At 65.8% G+C, this 17,878-nt stretch carries 20 protein-coding genes; 7 read left to right on the forward strand and 13 right to left on the reverse strand.

Annotated elements, in window-relative coordinates; all coding sequences use genetic code 11:
- Window positions 1-100: 100 nt before the first annotated feature.
- Window positions 101-691 carry a hypothetical protein gene (locus ACFXHA_RS32145; protein WP_379363447.1) on the reverse strand — a complete coding sequence of 197 codons (591 nt, stop codon included), beginning with the start codon at window positions 689-691 and terminating at the stop codon, window positions 101-103.
- Window positions 692-766: 75 nt separating this feature from the next.
- On the opposite strand from ACFXHA_RS32145, the gene ACFXHA_RS32150 reads away from it, so the two are divergent.
- Window positions 767-1,246, forward strand: a complete 480-nt coding sequence (locus ACFXHA_RS32150; protein ID WP_379362762.1) for a diadenosine tetraphosphate hydrolase — start codon at window positions 767-769, stop codon at window positions 1,244-1,246.
- A gap of 58 nt (window positions 1,247-1,304) precedes the next feature.
- Here ACFXHA_RS32150 and ACFXHA_RS32155 read toward each other — a convergent pair whose 3' ends face one another.
- Window positions 1,305-2,507, reverse strand: a complete 1,203-nt coding sequence (locus ACFXHA_RS32155; protein ID WP_379362764.1) for an alginate lyase family protein — start codon at window positions 2,505-2,507, stop codon at window positions 1,305-1,307.
- Between the two features lie 83 nt (window positions 2,508-2,590).
- On the opposite strand from ACFXHA_RS32155, the gene ACFXHA_RS32160 reads away from it, so the two are divergent.
- A complete protein-coding gene (locus tag ACFXHA_RS32160; protein WP_379362766.1) occupies window positions 2,591-3,079 on the forward strand; it encodes a GNAT family N-acetyltransferase in 489 nt (162 codons plus the stop codon).
- 10 nt (window positions 3,080-3,089) lie between these two features.
- On the opposite strand, the gene ACFXHA_RS32165 is transcribed toward ACFXHA_RS32160, so the two are convergent.
- The 5 genes from ACFXHA_RS32165 to ACFXHA_RS32185 form a co-directional block, all read right to left on the reverse strand.
- Window positions 3,090-3,446, reverse strand: coding sequence for a hypothetical protein (locus ACFXHA_RS32165; RefSeq protein ID WP_379362768.1), 357 nt, complete (start codon window positions 3,444-3,446; stop codon window positions 3,090-3,092).
- A 146-nt stretch (window positions 3,447-3,592) separates the two neighbouring features.
- Window positions 3,593-4,495: an aminoglycoside phosphotransferase family protein gene (locus ACFXHA_RS32170; protein ID WP_379362770.1), complete on the reverse strand. Its 903-nt coding sequence runs from the start codon at window positions 4,493-4,495 to the stop codon at window positions 3,593-3,595.
- Window positions 4,496-4,547: 52 nt separating this feature from the next.
- A complete protein-coding gene (locus tag ACFXHA_RS32175) occupies window positions 4,548-5,024 on the reverse strand; it encodes a hypothetical protein (RefSeq protein ID WP_379362771.1) in 477 nt (158 codons plus the stop codon).
- A 32-nt stretch (window positions 5,025-5,056) separates the two neighbouring features.
- Complete coding sequence (locus tag ACFXHA_RS32180; protein ID WP_379362773.1) at window positions 5,057-6,712, reverse strand: FAD-dependent oxidoreductase; 1,656 nt, start codon at window positions 6,710-6,712, stop codon at window positions 5,057-5,059.
- 161 nt (window positions 6,713-6,873) lie between these two features.
- Window positions 6,874-7,269: a hypothetical protein gene (locus ACFXHA_RS32185; protein ID WP_379362775.1), complete on the reverse strand. Its 396-nt coding sequence runs from the start codon at window positions 7,267-7,269 to the stop codon at window positions 6,874-6,876.
- A 112-nt stretch (window positions 7,270-7,381) separates the two neighbouring features.
- On the opposite strand from ACFXHA_RS32185, the gene ACFXHA_RS32190 reads away from it, so the two are divergent.
- A complete protein-coding gene (locus ACFXHA_RS32190; protein ID WP_379362777.1) occupies window positions 7,382-7,804 on the forward strand; it encodes a hypothetical protein in 423 nt (140 codons plus the stop codon).
- A gap of 33 nt (window positions 7,805-7,837) precedes the next feature.
- On the opposite strand, the gene ACFXHA_RS32195 is transcribed toward ACFXHA_RS32190, so the two are convergent.
- Together ACFXHA_RS32195 and ACFXHA_RS32200 are read right to left on the reverse strand one after the other, a co-directional pair.
- The gene (locus ACFXHA_RS32195; protein WP_379362779.1) at window positions 7,838-9,253 is read right to left on the reverse strand and encodes an NlpC/P60 family protein; all 1,416 of its coding nucleotides are present in this window, start codon (window positions 9,251-9,253) and stop codon (window positions 7,838-7,840) included.
- Between the two features lie 267 nt (window positions 9,254-9,520).
- The gene (locus tag ACFXHA_RS32200; protein ID WP_379362781.1) at window positions 9,521-10,063 is read right to left on the reverse strand and encodes a DUF6676 family protein; all 543 of its coding nucleotides are present in this window, start codon (window positions 10,061-10,063) and stop codon (window positions 9,521-9,523) included.
- 182 nt (window positions 10,064-10,245) lie between these two features.
- Here ACFXHA_RS32200 and ACFXHA_RS32205 point away from each other — a divergent pair, with 182 nt between their 5' ends.
- Together ACFXHA_RS32205 and ACFXHA_RS32210 are read left to right on the forward strand one after the other, a co-directional pair.
- Window positions 10,246-13,038, forward strand: a complete 2,793-nt coding sequence (locus ACFXHA_RS32205) for an aconitate hydratase (RefSeq protein ID WP_379362783.1) — start codon at window positions 10,246-10,248, stop codon at window positions 13,036-13,038.
- A gap of 199 nt (window positions 13,039-13,237) precedes the next feature.
- A complete protein-coding gene (locus tag ACFXHA_RS32210; RefSeq protein ID WP_379362785.1) occupies window positions 13,238-13,804 on the forward strand; it encodes a TetR/AcrR family transcriptional regulator in 567 nt (188 codons plus the stop codon).
- Here ACFXHA_RS32210 and ACFXHA_RS32215 read toward each other — a convergent pair whose 3' ends face one another.
- The 3 genes from ACFXHA_RS32215 to ACFXHA_RS32225 all read right to left on the reverse strand — a co-directional run bounded on the left by ACFXHA_RS32215 (window position 13,805) and on the right by ACFXHA_RS32225 (window position 16,063).
- Entirely contained in the window at window positions 13,805-14,680 is an 876-nt protein-coding gene (locus tag ACFXHA_RS32215) for a hypothetical protein (RefSeq protein ID WP_379362787.1), read from the reverse strand.
- A gap of 68 nt (window positions 14,681-14,748) precedes the next feature.
- Entirely contained in the window at window positions 14,749-15,354 is a 606-nt protein-coding gene (locus ACFXHA_RS32220) for a DUF4291 domain-containing protein (protein WP_379362789.1), read from the reverse strand.
- A gap of 403 nt (window positions 15,355-15,757) precedes the next feature.
- Window positions 15,758-16,063, reverse strand: a complete 306-nt coding sequence (locus ACFXHA_RS32225) for a hypothetical protein (RefSeq protein WP_379362791.1) — start codon at window positions 16,061-16,063, stop codon at window positions 15,758-15,760.
- 85 nt (window positions 16,064-16,148) lie between these two features.
- On the opposite strand from ACFXHA_RS32225, the gene ACFXHA_RS32230 reads away from it, so the two are divergent.
- A complete protein-coding gene (locus ACFXHA_RS32230; RefSeq protein ID WP_379362793.1) occupies window positions 16,149-16,727 on the forward strand; it encodes a TetR family transcriptional regulator in 579 nt (192 codons plus the stop codon).
- Between the two features lie 16 nt (window positions 16,728-16,743).
- Here the strand turns inward: ACFXHA_RS32230 and ACFXHA_RS32235 are convergent, their stop codons facing one another.
- Window positions 16,744-17,250 (reverse strand): MarR family winged helix-turn-helix transcriptional regulator, encoded by a 507-nt coding sequence (locus tag ACFXHA_RS32235; protein WP_379362795.1) that lies wholly within the window; start codon window positions 17,248-17,250, stop codon window positions 16,744-16,746.
- Window positions 17,251-17,321: 71 nt separating this feature from the next.
- On the opposite strand from ACFXHA_RS32235, the gene ACFXHA_RS32240 reads away from it, so the two are divergent.
- The gene (locus tag ACFXHA_RS32240; protein WP_379362797.1) at window positions 17,322-17,834 is read left to right on the forward strand and encodes a cupin domain-containing protein; all 513 of its coding nucleotides are present in this window, start codon (window positions 17,322-17,324) and stop codon (window positions 17,832-17,834) included.
- Window positions 17,835-17,878: the final 44 nt, after the last annotated feature.

The following is a 17,878-nucleotide window of genomic DNA, read 5'->3' on the forward strand; positions in this document are numbered from 1 at the left end:
AACCCACCCCCCTCGCATGCCCAGCCCCGCACAAGATCAGGGAGTACTCAGCGCGGGGAAACGGACAGAAATCCGCGCTGAGTACTCCCTGATCTTGGAATCACTGCGAGTGTGGACCGGCGAAGGGTGGGAGGGCGGCGAATTGCGCATCGATTCTGGCGGATTGGGAGATTCGGGTGAACCAGCGGCGGGCACGGGTCAGCGGGTGATCAGGGAATTCCGGGTCCCACTGGGCGTCGTCGGCTGCGCTGTAGGGCAGAACGCCACGGATATTCGGGGCATATGGGTGCGGTGGGTACATGTGGTCCCTACCCAGCTTGGTCCCGATCAACGCGTCGCGTTCACCGGTGACACCGTTCTCGGCGCAGAGCACGAGCAGCGCCGCCGCACCGGTCGCCCTGGGCACGATGAGCGACATAGTGAAGATCAGCCCGCCGGGCCGATTCCAATGCGGAACCTTCTCGACCCGTAACAGCGTCGGCAAACCCGCGAAGGTAATGACGTGGGCCTCAACCAGACAGCCGTTCTCGGCACTGGCCTCGGCCAGCATGCTTCGCAGGGCCGGTAGGTCCTCCAAGGGCGCCGGAATAATCGGAGGTCCGGGGGTGTACTGGCAAATCACCCGGTCACCGGTGGGCGGGTGGTCCCACACGTCCTCACCGCTCTGCCTGAACCCGCTGGTGTCGAACATGATTGGCACACCCGAACCCTACCGGGCAGCGTCGATACCGGCAGTTGAGCCGCGCGGCCACGCTAGATTCCGTTGATGACCGATGATTTTCGAGCCGATCGCATCGGCAGCGCCCACCGTGGCGAGAACCCCACGGTCCTCCGCAGACTGACATCCGGGTTCGCGATGATCGGCGAGACCCAATTCCTCCCCGGCTATTCGCTGCTCCTCACCGACGATCCGTCCACCCAGCGCCTCTCGGACCTCCCCCGAGGTAAACGCCTGGCGTTCCTCACCGAAATGGACGCGCTGGCCGAAGCGGTCGAACGAGCCTGCCGCGCCACCGATCCAGCCTTCCGCCGGGTGAATCTGGAGATCCTGGGCAACTACGAGCCCTACCTGCACGCCCACATCTGGCCCCGATTCGACTGGGAACCCGCCGATCTCGTCCAGGGGCCGGTCTGGCTCTACCCCCGCGAGAACTGGACCGACCCCCACCACACCCTGGGACCCCAACACACCCCGCTCCAAAACCTCATCACCGAGGAACTCGACCGGACCATCCTGGGCCTATGACGCCGGGGACGCGCGTTGTCGAGGCCGAGATCGCGCTTCTCGACAGACTTCTGGAATGTCAGATCGGGGTGTCGGCGTGGGTGAGGGTTTCCCACATGGTGAACATGTCGGCGCCGGCGGGGCGTTGTTGGAGGGTTAGGCGGGCGGTGTTGGGGAGGTCCATGCCCAGGCGGGTGTGGAGGGCGTTGTAGGCGATCTCGGTGACCGGGCCTAGGGAGCGGTCGAGGTGGCCGGAGCACAGCCAGTCCGGGAGGGGTTCGCCGAGTTGGTATTTGGAGTGCAGTTCGAGGGCTGCTCGGAGGCGGTCGGCGACTTGGGGGTAGAGGTCGCGCTGCTGGATGCGGGTGGTTTCGGCGATGTGGGCGATGGCGGACAGGCCGTAGCCGGTGTGGGCGAAGTCGCGGCAGGTTTCCTGGGTGAGGCCGTCCACGAGTGTTGTTTGGCCCCACCAGAATTTGGTGAGGTCGGGCGGGGTGTGGGCGGTGGTTCTGGGTTGCGGTCCATCCGAGGTGAGATAGATGTAAGCGGGCACGCGGTCGAGGAACATGGCCGTCGCTTTGTCGTAGCTATCGCGATCCTCGAGGAATACCGCGATGCCGAGGGTCGCCTCGACCTGCGTGAGCTCCCAGTTCCCGTTCGAGCGCGAGCCGACGATCACCTGGGGCAGATAGACGTTGCGCAAGAGCTCGCCGAACCTGTCCGCCTGCGGCCAGTCCCCGTAGGCGTACTTCACGATCTCGGCCGCCCGCGTCCACACCGACGCCGCCCACCCACTCTGCAGCGTCGCATTGGACCCGGTGTGATCGGTCAACACAGCCGACCAGGCATCCATGATTTCCACCGCCTTGCGCGCATACCGCGCGTCACCGGTGACATACCAAACCAGCGAATCCGTGTATGCCGCATCGGCGTCCCGACGCTCATCGCTGCACCCGTTGTTGGGTTCATCCCGCGCCCCGCAATCCACTACTGCCCGCGGCTTTGCCGCATGACTCAGTGATGCGAACTCATTGGCCAGCATGGCGTCGTAGGCGGCCTTCCACGGCTGCATGCCGGTAGCCACCCGCACCTTCATCAGGTCCAGCTGAGCCCGAGACACCAGGACCCCTGGATGGACGAACGAATTGGGCGCGGCCGCGGCCTTGGAGGCCCGGAAAGTGTTCTGCGGCAGGGCGACCCACCCGATCAGTGCAAATACCCCCAATACCGCCAGCACCGGCCACACAGCGCGCGGAAGGTGCGGCCCGACGAATCGCTTCACGCACGCAATCATCGTCCACACAGCGGATTTCGGTAGCACCAAAAAGATGGGCAAACCCGGGCCCGACCGGCTGAGATGTCAGCATGACCGGTGACAAGGCGATCATGGTGCCTGTTCATGTCCGAGATCTGACGATTGCGGATCTACCCGCCTGCGCATGGTCCGGGACACCCACGCATTTACGTTATGTGGCAAAGGAATTGGCGCGGGTGGCACGCGGCGATGCCGACTATCTGGCGATCTGCACCCCCGCCGATCTCCCCGTGGCGATCGGCGCCATCGACCATCGGGCCGAGGCGGGGATGCTGTGGCAGGTCACGGTCCACCCGGCATTGCGGTCGGTCGGGCTCGGCAGCATGCTCGTGCGCGCCGCCGAGACACGGATGCGGGCGCACGGTATGACGCGCTCCGAACTCAGTGTCGAGGAAAGCAATCCACGCGCCCGCGCTCTCTACGAGCGACTCGGGTACGTGGCCTACGGGCGCGAGCCCGATGCCTGGGACGAGGAAGCACCGGACGGATCGATCCATCGCTACGAGACGATGTGCACCCTGATGGCAAAGCAATTGTGAGTGTGGCTGTTCATCCCATGTCGGCGAAGATGTTCTCACCGGGACGCCACAGATCCCATGCCTCGTCAGGGAATCCGGCAAGCATCGCGATTTCGGGACCCTCCACCTCATCGGGCGTCGGATCGATGGTGACGGCACCGAGAGCGAACCGCAGGACAAGCCCGGTACCAACAGCTTCATCGACCGACGTGACAGTCTGGCTGATGAAGGCACACAACGCATCTCGATACCCGGAGTCCCCCAGCGACCGCGCCGCACCGCCGATCTCGACCGTTGGCCACACGAAGCAGGTCAAGCGTGGACCGTCGAAGTCGAGCTGAACGTAATTCCTGACGAATACCACCGAGGCAAGCTCGAGACCGATCAAGCGGACGAGCAGCGAGTCATCAAGTGAATCCATCGATCTTCCTGGCAGTGAGCTGAAATGGTTGAACGAACACTAGCCGGATTCGGCTGATTTACCTTGCACGACCTCATCTGGCCACCCGATCTTGCTCGGACTCCCGTTCAGTGTCAGGCGAAGATGGCCGCGAGATGGTCGGTGGATTGAATGATCCAGTCCGGATCTCCGTACCGGCGACCCCAGAGCGCGGACCGAACTGCGCGGACCTGGGCCCAGCGTCGGGCCCGGTCGCGGTCGAGATCGGCTGCCTCGCAGTAGAGATCGAGTCCGCGCAGCAGTCCGGCATCAGAATCTGCAGCGAAGAGCAGTGGGGCAAAACGGCGGCTGCGGATCACAGTGAGGCTGTCGTAGGCGGGTTCACCGACATAGCCTTTGGGATCGATCGCCAGCAGGGGTTCGCGGCCGCCAGTCAGGACGTTAGCGTCGTGCAGGTCGCCGTGGAGAAGGGTATCGGGCTGGTCCGGTCCGAGTTCCCGGAGCGTGTCCAGTGCCGCGTCCACGACCCTGCCAGGCAGTGGGTTTTCCAGTTCCGCTGCGGCGGAAAGGATTTCGCACTCCCAGTCAGCGACCATATCGCTGATCCGGGGAAGCCCGGCCGGCGCGGTGACCGACAGTCGTCGAGACAGTTCGCCCAACGCGGTGACTGCTTGGTCGAAGTCGGTGACATCGGCGAGGGTGCCCGGTCCGGCTCGTTCGAGCAGCATCGCGAAGTGCTCGTCGTCGCGTTCGTAGAGGTGTACCGCGCCGCGTCCGTTCCAGGCGGTGAATGCGTCGGGTTCGTGGACGTTGCCCGGGTGCGGGAAAGATATCTTGATGACTGCCGGCGGCAGGGCGGGATGCTGGACCGGCACAACGATTCCGACCTGGCCGTGCATGACAGTCCCGACGGGTGTGCAGGACCATCGTTGCAGCAGTTCGTCGACGAGGCCGGGAAGCGTGTCGAGCCATTCCCGGCCTGGTGCTCCTTCGCGGCGTGCCGTCAACTGGGTGAAGTCGTCGGGGATATCGATCACAACCCGACTGTAGGCGTGTCCGCCGGTGCGTCGGCTTCGGTGGAGCTGATCGTCAGCGGTGGTAGAGCACGATTGTGCCGGGGCGGTCGGGGAGGGCGGCGAGGGTTGGGACGTTGGTCGCTTCGATGTATTTGATCTGGCCGTTTGCGATTACGAAGCGCTCGGTGACATCGTCGGTGGCGATGCGTGTACCGGCGATGCCGCCGTCGACGTTGTAGTGCGCGATGACCCCGTCGTCGGTGTCGGCGAAGGTGAGGTTGTAGATGCGCAGCACGGTCTGGGATTGGGTGCCGGTGTCCATATAGTTGGCTAGGTCGGGGCCGGAAAGTCCGGTCATAATGCCGTTTTCGACACGGGTGCAATCCGGTGCGAAAGGCACGGTGTCGTCATCGCGACCGGGCAACGCCCGCAGGTAGGTCAAGGCGATGTCGCGTGCCGATGCCGCCGTCATATCCGGTGCGGCCGAGGCGATTCCGGTGGCAAACAATACGGCGATGGCGGCCAGAGGAACCGAGGCAACAGCTTTCACCCGGTGATCGTAAGGGTTGAAACGCGAGTAGATCACCGATTCCCCAGATCGTTGGCGAGAATGGCGGCAATATTGCGTTCGGCCAACGCGGTCACCGTGACGAACGGATTCACGGTGGTCGAGCCGGGAATGAGTGAACTGTCAATGACATACAGGCCCGGATACGCGGTCAGACGCCCGTAATTGTCGGTCGATTCGTTCAGCACGCAGCCACCCAGCGGATGGTAGGCGAAATCGTCGCCCCAGATTTTGCCGCCACCGAACAGGTCGTTGCGGTACGTGGTGCCCGCGCTGGCATTGATCGGGTCGAGGATACGTTTGGCCGCGTCGATGCTCGGCTGATTCCAGGCAGTTTGCCAATCCAGGTCCACGCGGCCGGTGGCCTGGTCGAAGCGGAAGGTGCCGCGATTCGGGTTCTTCGTGATGGCCAGGTGCAAATTGACGAAGGTTTCGATGCCGATGGGGAATGAGGTGATTTCGGCGAACGCGGGGCCGGCGGTGTCATCCCAGTTGTCGATGCCGAGAGCGGTGATGGTGGACTGGTTGACCCCGGTCGGATCGGTGAGTTGATTCTGTCTGGCAGCCATCACATTACCGTTGTTGCCCCATCCGGACCCCACCGAGTCCGGGAGGCCCGGCAACGCCCCGGTCGCCTTTTGCGTGACCAACAGTTTGCTCGTACCGACGCTGCCCGCGGCGAAGAAAACACGCTGTGCGACAACGGTTTTGGTGGCGATGACGTGACCGTCGGTGCCGATCTGATCCATCCACACCCGGTAACCGCCGGGCGCTGGGGCCACCCTGGTGACAGTGTGCAGCGGAACAACGGTCACCCGACCGGTCGCGGCGGCCTCGGCGAGGTAGGTCTTATCCAAACTCTGTTTGCCGAAGTTATTACCGTACAACGACTCCCGGTTCAGCGCCGACAGCGGCACCGTCCCGGCCTGTTCCTGCTTCATATAGTCGAAGTCGTACACGTTGGGCACGAACGTGGTCGAAAAGCCCGCGCGCGCAGCCAGTTCCCGCCCGACCCGCGCATACTGATAACATTCCGCGCTCTCGAACCATTGCTCGTCGATGTGGTTCACCCGCAACATGGAATTAGCGCGCGGATAGTAGGTGCCATACATTTCGTCGGGGTCTACCGAGGGCAGGATATCGGGGAAGAACTCGCGTCGCGGTGTCACCGCCATGCCACCATTGACCAGCGAACCCCCACCCACGCCACGGCCCTGATACACCCGGATACCCTCGAAATGTTCAGCGGCGAGCACCCCCGTGTACCGCTCGACCGGCATATCGATAGGGACGCCGAGCAGGTGGTCGGTCGGCTGATCGGTCATGGTCGACAACCACGACGACCGACCATCAGGGGGCAGGGTTCCGGAGAAAATCTTGCCGTCGGACCCCGGCGTATTCCAGGCCATACCCTGCTCGACGATCGTGACAGTCTGTCCGGCCTGCGCGAGCCGCAACGCCGCGACCGCACCCCCATACCCGGCCCCGATCACCAGGATCGGCACTGTCACACCGTCTTCCAGCCCGCCGATCGGCAATGCCGCCCGCGCCCGCGGTACGCCGCCCAGCCGTACGGTCCCACCGAGCCCTGCCAACAAACCAGCACCGACCAGAAACCCACGACGCCCGATACCCTGACCCGACGCTCCGGAAACCGCTGGTACACGCATTGCAAACCCTCTTAACACTGGACGAACCAGGGCAGTCTATGTGGACAAATGACCATTGGCGGACTTTGTCGCAAACTGAGGTTCCCCGGCGGCATTGATCAGCCGCGCATCGTCCCAATCACAGTGGTAGACAACGCTCTTCTCCCACTTGCAGAGCGCTGCTACGACGTGATGCCGATGTCGGCGACGATCACCTGCATCGCTTCGACCGGCAGGTTGGGATTACTGGCTGCTTCGGCGGCCACCGCCTCCGGATCGGGATCGGCGTAGGTCGAATCGGGCAGCGGGTCGACCTTTTGCCGGAACGGGTGCGGGCCGTCTGCCAGACGACGGCGGACACGAGCATCGGGATCGGCCCGCAGTCGTGCTCGCTGTGCACCGGGCGCATACCAGCTCTCCGCCAGCTCGTTCCGCACACCCGGGCTGGGGTCGGCAATAACCGCGTCGTAGACGACCTCGGGTAAGTCCGTCCGACGGAGCACCCAGAAGGCCCCCATCCGCCCCGCCCGCAAGATCGACAGGAGCACTGCCGTCGGCGCAGCTGGATTCTGCGCCACACCACTGACCCTTGGATCCACGGCACGACAATGCAACAACCCCGGATTCGGTGACCCGCGGCAAGATTCGCCGGCGGACTGAGCCACGGGTCCATTGTGGTGAGATGAGGTCGTGGTACAGGAAAACCCAGATCAGTCGTCGGGTCCCGACATCAGGCGATCGGCAGCGTACGGTCCCACGGCCGAGGTTGATTTGCAGAGACTCACCGAACGTGAATTTCTCGCGCAGGTTGCCAAACGCGTTGGCATGTACGTCGCCCGCGCGGATCTGCGGGGCGTCACGAACTTTCTCCACGGCTACGACGCTGCGGCTGGCCGACACGCTGAACCGGTGCTCGATCGATTCGCCGAGTGGCTGAAAGCGAACTACGTCGTTCGGCACAACAGCTTCGGGTGGCCGGGGTACGTCCAGGAAATCGCGCTACCCGGCCAGGATTTCGGAGTGGACCGCACGCCGGAACAGGAGAAGCATGTGCTGGACACCCTTTTCGCGCTTCTCGACAAGTTCCTCGCCGAGCGCGAGACCGCTACGTAGATCGGTTTCCCGATCCCACGGCGGCGGAAGCGGTCAGGAGATGATGCGGATGGCGTAGGGCATTATGCCGTCTTCTCGGACTGTCGAGACTCGGACTACGTCGCCGGATTGGGGGGCTTCGATCATTTTGTCGTTGCCGATGTAGAGGGCTACGTGTTGGCTGCCGCCGGGGCCCCAGAAGAGCATGTCGCCGCGGGCTCGGTCGGAGACGGGGACTCGGGTGCCCATGGTGTATTGGTAGCCGGAGTAGTGCGGGAGGGAGACGCCTACGCCGGCGAAGGCGTAGATCATCAGGCCGGAGCAGTCGAAGCCGGTTTTGTTGTAGTCGCCGTAGCGGTCGGCGGTGCCGCCGTCGCGGATGCCGAGGGTGGGGCCGTCCTCGTCGCCGCCGCCCCAGGCGTATTCGATGCCGAGCTGGGCCATGGCGCGGTCGACGACGGTTTCGACGAGCTGGGAGCTGGAACCGTTGGGGCGCACGGGCGCGGTGGAGCGGCGCGGCGGTGGGGTGGTGTCCTGCACGACGTGCGGGCGATGGCCCGAGCCGACTTGGGCGGCGCGGTCGGCGGAGTCGCGGTCGGCGGCCACCCGGGCGGCGGCGGCGATCGCGGCGGCGCGGGCGGCGGCCTCCTCGGACTTGCGGCGCTGATCCCAGGCCAGGTAGGCGTCGCGCTGACCCTGCAGGCCGACCACGTTCGCACGGGCCGAGTCGAGTCGCTGCTGGGCCGAGTCACGCTGGGAGACAAGGCCGTTGCGAAGAACGTTCTGCTGGTCGAGTTCGGCCTGGGCGGCGGTGACCGCGTTCTGGGCCTGGACCTTCTTGGCGTCGGCGTCGGCCGCGGCGGCATCGGCGGCCTGGCGGGCCTGCTTGGCGGTGGAGGTCTTGTTGGCCTGGTCGATCTGGGCGTGCCGCAGGCCTTCGACCACCTGCTGCTGGTTCTTGGACGCGATGGTCAGCACCTGGGCGCGGTTGAGCGCGATCTCCGGGGTGGGGGCGGCCATGTAGTTGATCAGCGAGGTGGAGCCGGGCCGCATGTAGACCTGGGCCACGTACTTGTCGAAGTCGCGGTGCGCCCCATCGACTTTCGTGCCCGCGTCGGTGAGGTCCTGCTGACACTGGGTGACCGCGCGGGCCGCGGCATCGGCTGCGTCCCGGGCGATTTGAAGGTCGACGAGTGCCTTGTTGACGGCTTCGCGACGGGTGGCGACCGCGTCGTCGAGCTGCTGCAGCTGCTGTTCGGCCGACGCCACCTGGTTGATGAGCGCACCCACCTCGCCGACGCCCGCGTCTACCTGGGCGCCCGCGGCATTGAGGTCGCTGTCGCTGGGATTCGGGGGTGGCGGGGGCACGGCATGCCCGCTGGCAATCCCCGTTGCCAACACAATCAGCGCTACCAGCAACTCTGTAGCGACCCGCAGCCAGTGCCTGCGTGGCTTCGCCGATCGTCGCATCGCACCTCCCTGGAGTCCCATCCGGCACACCATCCCCAACCGTGCCATCGCGAAACCGTACGGCACGTCAAGGACTAGATCGTTCAGCCACGCCACAATCACAACGATGTAATTAGTGATTAGCTATGTATTCGCTGGTAGAGCGCGAAACACCCTGCGACACAGCGCGCGACACGCTGCACAGAAACGGACACGAGCCACAAAAAAGGGCCCGGGAAGTACCCGGACCCTGCACGGAGGCAACGCCTCCGAAAACCGACTAACCGCTCACGCCACCGGCGTCAGCGGACCCGCCTCCGACTGTGCGCGCCGGAGCTTCACCACATACAACCCGCCGATCGACGCGATCAGCACACCCAGCGCCACCAGCGTGATCACCGTCCACGACACCGCCTCCGGCTGCTCGAGCCGATCCACGAACACCCGCGCCGCCTCGGTGGTGTGATCGGGCCCGCGGTACTTGGCCTTGTCCTCGGCCCACTCCAGATGCCCGCGGGTGAACTGCTCGCTGTAGGTGCCGACCCAGTCGTCGCTGAAGACCACCACGGTGCCGTGCTCGACCTTGCCGACCTCGTTGGCCAGATCCCGCAGGTTCGCCTCGATGCCCGGATTGCCCTGCACCACAATGATGTCCAGTGGAACGCCCTGCTCGCGCGCCTGAGCGGCGATGGCGGCCAACGCCTCATGGTCGCGCCCGACGGGGGCGGAGACGTGATCATCGGCGAGATCGGCGATGATGGACTTCAGGTCGGTGTTGGGCGGTAGTTCCGCCCGCAAGGGCGTGAAAACCGAGTTGTGCGAGACGGTCACGAACGCAGAGTACGGGACGACTTGTCGTATCACCTCACCACGCCTCGCGATTCACGCCCCCGATGTGCTCACAGGACAAGCGTACTGTTAATGTCGGAAAACGGACGGGGCCGAGCGCCCCGACGAGCCATCGGCACAGCCCCGCCGGTGGCCATCCCATTCACAGACGAGTGGAGCTGAACGTGACGAGTATCGATACCTTCGGCGCCAAAGGCACCCTCGAGGTCGGAAGCAACTCGTATGAGATCTTCCGCCTCGCGGCCGTGCCCGGCACCGAGAAGCTGCCCTACGCCCTGAAGGTCCTCGCGGAGAACCTGCTTCGCACCGAGGACGGCGCGAACATCACCGCGGACCACGTCCGTGCCATCGCCAACTGGGATCCCTCCGCCGAGCCGGACACCGAGATCCAGTTCACCCCCGCCCGCGTGATCATGCAGGACTTCACCGGCGTGCCCTGCATCGTCGACCTGGCCACCATGCGTGAGGCCGTCACCACCCTCGGTGGCGACCCGAGCAAGGTCAACCCGCTCTCCCCCGCCGACATGGTCATCGACCACTCGGTCATCCTCGACGTGTTCGGCACCGCCGACGCCCTCGAGCGCAACGTCGACCTCGAGTACCAGCGCAACGGCGAGCGCTACCAGTTCCTGCGCTGGGGCCAGGGCGCCTTCGACGACTTCAAGGTCGTCCCGCCGGGCGTCGGCATCGTGCACCAGGTCAACATCGAGTACCTGGCCCCGACCGTCATGGTCCGCAACGGCCAGGCCTACCCCGACACCTGCGTCGGCACCGACTCGCACACCACCATGGTCAACGGCCTGGGCGTGCTGGGCTGGGGCGTCGGCGGCATCGAGGCCGAGGCCGCCATGCTGGGCCAGCCGGTCTCCATGCTGATCCCGCGCGTCGTCGGCTTCAAGCTGACCGGTGAGATCAAGCCGGGTGTGACCGCCACCGACGTCGTGCTCACCGTCACCGACATGCTGCGCAAGCACGGTGTGGTCGGCAAGTTCGTCGAGTTCTACGGCGCCGGTGTGGCCGAGGTTCCCCTGGCCAACCGCGCCACCCTGGGCAACATGTCCCCCGAATTCGGTTCCACCGCGGCGATCTTCCCGATCGACGAGGAGACCATCAACTACCTGCGCCTCACCGGCCGCAGCGACGAGCAGCTCGCGCTCGTCGAGGCGTACGCCAAGGAGCAGGGCCTGTGGCACGACGCCGCCAAGGAGCCCGCGTACTCGGAGTACCTGGAGCTGGACCTGGGCACCGTGGTGCCGTCCATCGCCGGCCCGAAGCGCCCGCAGGACCGAATCCTGCTGTCGGACAGCAAGAACGCGTTCCGCAAGGACATCCGCACCTACACCAACGATCCGGTCCCGCACACCGCGCTGGACGAGGCGATCGAGGAGTCCTTCCCGGCCAGCGATCCGGTCGCGTCGGGCACCGCCAACGACGACAGCCGGGTTCCCAACGCCGCCAACGGCAATGCCGGTCGTCCGTCGAAGCCGGTCAAGGTCTCGGATCCGGAGCGCGGTGAGTTCGTGCTCGATCACGGCGCCGTCGTGGTCGCGGGCATCACCTCCTGCACCAACACCTCGAACCCGTCGGTCATGATCGGCGCGGCCCTGCTGGCCCGCAACGCCGTCGAGAAGGGCCTCGCGTCCAAGCCGTGGGTCAAGACCAACATGGCCCCGGGCTCGCAGGTCGTCGCCGACTACTACGAGAAGGCCGGCCTGTGGCCGTACCTGGAGAAGCTGGGCTTCTACGTGGGTGGCTTCGGCTGCACCACCTGCATCGGCAACACCGGTCCGCTGCCGGAGCAGATCTCGGCCGCGATCAACGACAACGACTTGTCGGTCACCGCGGTGCTCTCGGGCAACCGTAACTTCGAAGGCCGTATCTCCCCCGACGTCAAGATGAACTACCTGGCCTCGCCGCCGCTGGTCATCGCGTACGCCCTGGCCGGCACCATGGACTTCGACTTCGAGGTCGACGCCCTGGGTCAGGACACCAACGGCAACGACGTCTTCCTGAAGGACATCTGGCCGTCCCCGCAGGAGATCGACGACACCATCAAGTCGGCGATCAGCCGGGACATGTTCACCAAGTCCTACGCCACCGTGTTCGACGGTGACCAGCGCTGGCAGGGTCTCAACACCCCCGAAGGCGACACCTTCGCGTGGGACGAGAACTCCACCTACGTCCGCAAGGCCCCGTACTTCGACGGCATGTCGATGGACCCGGCCCCCGTGCAGGACATCAAGGGCGCTCGCGTGCTTGCCCTGCTGGGCGATTCGGTCACCACCGACCACATCTCCCCCGCCGGTCCGATCAAGCCGGGCACCCCGGCCGCGCAGTACCTGGACTCGCACGGTGTGGAGCGCAAGGACTACAACTCGTTGGGTTCGCGTCGTGGCAACCACGAGGTCATGATCCGCGGCACCTTCGCCAACATCCGGCTGCGCAACCAGCTGCTGGACGACGTCTCGGGTGGCTACACCCGCGACTTCACCCAGGACGGTGGCCCGCAGGCGTTCATCTACGACGCCTCGCAGAACTACCAGGCCGCGGGCATCCCGCTGGTCGTGCTGGGCGGCAAGGAGTACGGCTCGGGTTCCTCGCGTGACTGGGCCGCCAAGGGCACCAGCCTGCTGGGCGTCAAGGCCGTCATCACCGAGTCGTTCGAGCGCATCCACCGCTCGAACCTGATCGGCATGGGCGTTGTGCCGCTGCAGTTCCCGGCCGGCGAGTCCGCCGCGTCGCTGGGCCTGGTCGGCACCGAGACCTTCGACATCGAGGGGATCACCAAGCTGAACGAGGGTGTGACTCCGAAGACCATGAAGGTCACCGCCACCAAGGAGAACGGCGAGAAGGTCGTCTTCGACGCGGTCGTTCGCATCGACACCCCCGGTGAGGCGGACTACTACCGCAACGGCGGCATCCTGCAGTTCGTGCTGCGCAACATGATCCGCGGCTAGTAACCGCAGCGCTCGGACTTCGAAGGGCTGTTTCGAAGCCGAGTCGTGGTGGTGGGCAGCGGACCTGGCGAAAGCCGGTGTTCCGCCGCCCGCCACGCGGCCCGTTCCCGGGTCGCTTCGCTCGTCGCTCGTGCGGGTTCTCCGTTTTGGTCGCAAGATCGATAAGGAGAACCCGCACAACACGTTTCGGAGGAGTCCAGTGCCCAAGGTCAGTGACGACCACCTCGCCGCCCGGCGCAGCCAGATCCTCGACGGAGCGCGCAGCTGCTTCGCGGAGTTCGGCTACGAGGGCGCGACCGTGCGTCGCCTCGAAGAAGCCACCGGCCTGTCACGGGGCGCCATCTTCCACCACTTCCGCGACAAGGACGCGTTATTCCTGGCGCTGGCCCAGGAAGACGCGGGCCGCATGGCCGAAGTCGCCGCCACCCAGGGCCTCATCCAGGTCATGCGTGACATGCTCGCCCGCCCAGAGGATTTCGACTGGCTCGGCACCCGCCTGGAAATCGCTCGCCGCCTGCGCAACGACCCGGAATTCCGCGCCAACTGGGAAGAACGCTCCACCGAACTCACCGCCGCCACCGTGGCCCGCCTCGAACGCCGCAAGGCCGCCGGCGCCCTGCGCGACGACGTCCCCACCGAGGTCATCCTCGGCTACCTCGACCTCATCCTCGACGGTCTCATCGCCCGCATCGCCTCGGGGCACGCCAACGACAACCTCGAGGCCGTGCTGGATCTGGTGGAAGCCTCGGTCCGCCGCAAGCAGTAGCTATCCGGTGATCCGGGAAATGCTGTCGGCGGTGCCCAATTCGCGCCGGGCCTCGGGGTGCTCGGCGTAGAACGTCAGCGTCGACAGGGTGCGCACACCGCCGATGTCGAGGGCGAAGGCCGCGATGCGCAACACGGCGGTACCGTCGGTCGGATCCGGCTGGGGGTAGCCGTCGAGTCTGCGGCCCAGGCGAGAAGATTCCGACCGGCACACGTCCGGTCCGTCGGTGAACGCCACCATGATCGACGGCCGGTTCGTCCCGGGGCGCGCGGCGACGGCGGGCCCGACGGCGCTGATCCGGGTCCACGGGATGAACATTTCGAATGCCATTGCGCGATAGCGCAATCCGGATGGCGTCAGGGTGATCCGGACCGTCCGGAACCCGCCCCGCAGAAATTCCACGCCGACCACGACCGGGTACACGGCGAATATCAGTGCGATGACACCGAACACGCGCGAATGAAACAGGCCGCCATCCGACCAGGGCAGCCGATCCTGCAGTTTGAGAATCCCCCACCAGCCGAGTGCGATGGGTAGGGCGGGGATCGCCAGGAAGAGCAGACCGCCGAGCCGCCCGGCGCGCAGCACCGTGCCCGGCCCGTCGGGTCCGGTCGAATCGATCGCCACCCCGCCCGCGAACCCGTGCCTGCGGTAGAAGAATGACGTCAGCACACCGTAGACGAGCAGTCCCGCGCTCACCGCGAACGCCGCCGTCAATCCAGCCTTCACCCATTCGCCCGCGGCCGCGGAGGTCACCGCGACAATTCCGGTGAAGATCGCGAACCCGGTCACCAGAGCGACGCCGAATATCAGCTTTGCCGTAAGGAGCTTCCATCCCTCGGGCAGCCGATCGTCCGATCGCAGAATCGCCGTCATGAATCGCCTCCCGCTCCTGGTCGATGAGCAGCCCGAACCGTACCCGGGCCCGAGGCGCCAGGCATTTCCTACCCTCGGGCGCCTTCGGCTCCGATTGTCCGCGCGAGCTCATCACCGAGCGGGTAGACCCTTTCCGGGGGCAGCAGGGCGCGTGCGCGGTCGACGCGGCCAGCGCGCAGGTGTTCGGAGATGGTGCGCACCATCGGAGTCAGGTCCCGGATCTCCACTGTCCAATCCTCCACATACCGCTCGATAATGTGCCGCGACAGCCCCACCTGGATGCTGCGATGGTCGAGCTTCGCGCCCCGCAGCGAGTACTCCGGATCCCACTGAACGTGCACGACCGCATGCCGGAACATCGCGCGCCACTGTTCATTTCCCGTGTAGACGCGTCGCTCGGGGCTGGTCAGCACCGCCTGGGCAAGCGCCTCCTCCCACCCCGCGCGAGTAATCCGCACGGCCAGAATCCGCTCCTGCCCCGCCTTGCGCCCCCACCCGCTGCGCTGCATCAGCCACGGAAACGACGGCTTGATCCACGTCATCCGCCCCGTCGAGAACGGCGGCACGAACTGCTGCGCCGCCACCGCAGCGTCGGCGATCTCCGCCCGATACGCCTGGTAGACCACGATGCTGTCGCGGTCATAATCGGCCCTGATCTCGAACTTCCCTGTCACGCACCAGCACGCTATCCGCACCCGCTCTTGTCCACCAACCATTTTCGGTTCCCGCCTCGATCTCATCGAAGCGCCGACCCGGTCGACCTACGATGGCGAGATGAACGCTCCCTCGCCCGGACCGGGTTGGTGGCAGGCGCCCGATGGTCGGTGGTACCCAACGCGGTGGGAGTACATGTGCATCACAACGCCCCACGCCAATCGCCGGGACACTCTGAATATCGCAATTCAGGAGATGATGGCGTGGGCGGCGAATTTGGGGCAACAAGGGTGGGAGATGGTCAATTTCACGACTCAATCGCATCTCACGACAGGCGGCACGCACACCGCATGGAGCGTCTTGTGCGTTCTCAAACGGCCGCTGCCGTCGTAGCGCCGAGCGTTCCAGGAACTCCCCCTGACGCTACGGATTGGGTAGGCGGAGGGCGTCATTCAGGCCGAATGCGCCCCGGCGACCGTGGAACACCGTCATGACGAGTGCCCCTGCGCCGAGGGCTATAGCGCCCGGCCAGGGGTGATCGGGGAGGTGTGCGGCGGTGACGAGGAGGACGGCGAGGATCAGGCCGAGCCAGCCTGCGAGGGCGTTCCGGAGGGGTGAGTTGCCGAGGACGTTCGGGAATTGCTCGCCGAGTAGGCCTTTCACGAAATGGGGCAGGGCGTTGGTGCCCATTACGCCTGCGAGAGTGGAGAACACGACCGTGGACAGCATGGGGAGCCTCTTCGGTTTCAGTCAACAGCGGTAGACTGAAAGTACGCCGGCGGGCGATCCGGGTCAACGGTCGTAGACTGAATCGATGCACCCAGCCACCAATCGCGCGCAGCAGCGGCGTAATACCGAGGCTCGGATTCTGGCGGCAGCGGAACGACTTTTCGCCGAATCCGGGTACGACCGGACCACGATCCGGGCGGTCGCGGCGGCGGCGGAGACCGATCCGGGGCTGGTGATGCGGTATTTCGGGTCCAAGGAGGAGCTGTTCGCGCGGGCGGCGGTGGTCGGGGCCGGGGAGCCGATCGGGGGGACGCCCGCGGAGGCGGCCGAGTCGTTGCTGGCGGCGTTGGGGGCCAAGCTCGAGGATGAGCCGGTGAACGCGCTTGCCGCCATTCGATCGATGCTGACCCACACCGAAGCCGCCGAAGGGGTGCGCGCGGCGATGGCCGAGCAGCAGCGCCAGGCCGCCGGACATCTGGCGGCCGACGAGGCCGACCTGCGGGCGGGGCTACTCGGTGCGGTCACCCTCGGCGTGGTGATCGGCCGTCACCTGCTGCAGCTGGATGGTTTGAAAGACGCTCCGCCGGAACGGATCACCGCGCTGATGCGGTCCGTCTTCCATGATCTGGCACACGGTCGACCCGAGCCCGACCCCACCGCCTGACGCCGATCGGGTTCGGTCAGGCGTCGCGCTCGAGGTCGGCCAGCAGCAATCGGGTGATGCGGTCGAGGTTGTCGCGGTCCGCGTCGGAAAGCACCGACAGGATGCGGGTTTCGTTCTGGAAGTGCTCGGTGACGACGATGTCGATGAGCTCGAGGCCACGGTCGGTGAGGGCGACCTTGATGGCGCGGCGGTCGCCCGCGTCGGCGATGCGGCGGACCAGGCCCGCCTTTTCGAGGCGGTCCAGACGCCCGGTCATGCCTGCCCGCGACATCATCAGAGTGTCCGCGAGGTGGGAGGGGTTGAGCTCATAGGGCTCCCCGGAACGCCGTAGCGCCGCGATCACATCGAACTCGCCGCTCTGCAAACCGTGTGCGGTGAAGACGGATTCGATCCGACCGGTCGCCACCGCAAAGAGCCTGCCGAGGCGGCCGAGGATGGCCATGGCCGCGCCGTCCAGGTCCGGTCGTTCACGCTGCCACTGCTGCTGGATCACGTCCACCGGATCGATCTTCTTGTCAGGCATGGACAACACTCTATTCGATGCCATATAGTTCGGTAGCGAATTATCAACGACCTAATAGTTCGGAGCTAGTCATGAACGCCGCTTCCCTCCCCACCACCACCCGCACCGCCGCCATCCGCCAGGCCCAGGACGCCGAGATCCTCGGCACCGAGAAGGCTTCGGTGCGTCTGCTCATCGACTCGAACGAGGCGGGCGGGTCGGTGAGCACGGTCGAGGTCACCATGGCCCGCGGCGTGGACGGCGCGGTGCCGCACTATCACACGCTGTCCGACGAGCTGTTCTATGTCGCCGACGGGGAACTCCAGGTGCTGGCCGGCGACAAAATCGTCACGGTCGGCGCGGGCGGCACGATCGTCGTGCCGAAGCTGATGACGCACGCCTTCGGCGCCTCCCCCGACAGCTCGGCTCGCATCCTCATCGCTCTCATGCCCGGAGTGGAGCGGCACGGCTACTTCCGCTTCCTCGAGCGCCTCGCGACCGGTGCGGTCACGCCCGCCGAGTTCGAAGCGGTGCAGGAGGACTACGACAACTACTTCACAGACGCACCGATGTGGGCGGCGGAGCGCAACGCCAACCGCGCCTGAGCGCGCACCACACACCGGGGGGGACGATCATGAAAACAACACCG

The sequence above is a fragment of the Nocardia sp. NPDC059240 genome (assembly GCF_042753865.1).
Classification (GTDB): Bacteria; Actinomycetota; Actinomycetes; order Mycobacteriales; family Mycobacteriaceae; genus Nocardia.

Bases quoted from the DNA above. Each gene is read 5' to 3' on its own strand.
- ACFXHA_RS32145 (WP_379363447.1), bottom strand. From the start codon at position 691: ATGTTCGACACCAGCGGGTTCAGGCAGAGCGGTGAGGACGTGTGGGAC.
- ACFXHA_RS32150 (WP_379362762.1), top strand. From the start codon at position 767: ATGACCGATGATTTTCGAGCCGATCGCATCGGCAGCGCCCACCGTGGC.
- ACFXHA_RS32160 (WP_379362766.1), top strand. From the start codon at position 2,591: ATGACCGGTGACAAGGCGATCATGGTGCCTGTTCATGTCCGAGATCTG.
- ACFXHA_RS32180 (WP_379362773.1), bottom strand. From the start codon at position 6,712: ATGCGTGTACCAGCGGTTTCCGGAGCGTCGGGTCAGGGTATCGGGCGT.
- ACFXHA_RS32195 (WP_379362779.1), bottom strand. From the start codon at position 9,253: ATGCGACGATCGGCGAAGCCACGCAGGCACTGGCTGCGGGTCGCTACA.
- ACFXHA_RS32215 (WP_379362787.1), bottom strand. From the start codon at position 14,680: ATGACGGCGATTCTGCGATCGGACGATCGGCTGCCCGAGGGATGGAAG.
- ACFXHA_RS32225 (WP_379362791.1), bottom strand. From the start codon at position 16,063: ATGCTGTCCACGGTCGTGTTCTCCACTCTCGCAGGCGTAATGGGCACC.
- ACFXHA_RS32230 (WP_379362793.1), top strand. From the start codon at position 16,149: ATGCACCCAGCCACCAATCGCGCGCAGCAGCGGCGTAATACCGAGGCT.
- ACFXHA_RS32235 (WP_379362795.1), bottom strand. From the start codon at position 17,250: ATGCCTGACAAGAAGATCGATCCGGTGGACGTGATCCAGCAGCAGTGG.
- ACFXHA_RS32240 (WP_379362797.1), top strand. From the start codon at position 17,322: ATGAACGCCGCTTCCCTCCCCACCACCACCCGCACCGCCGCCATCCGC.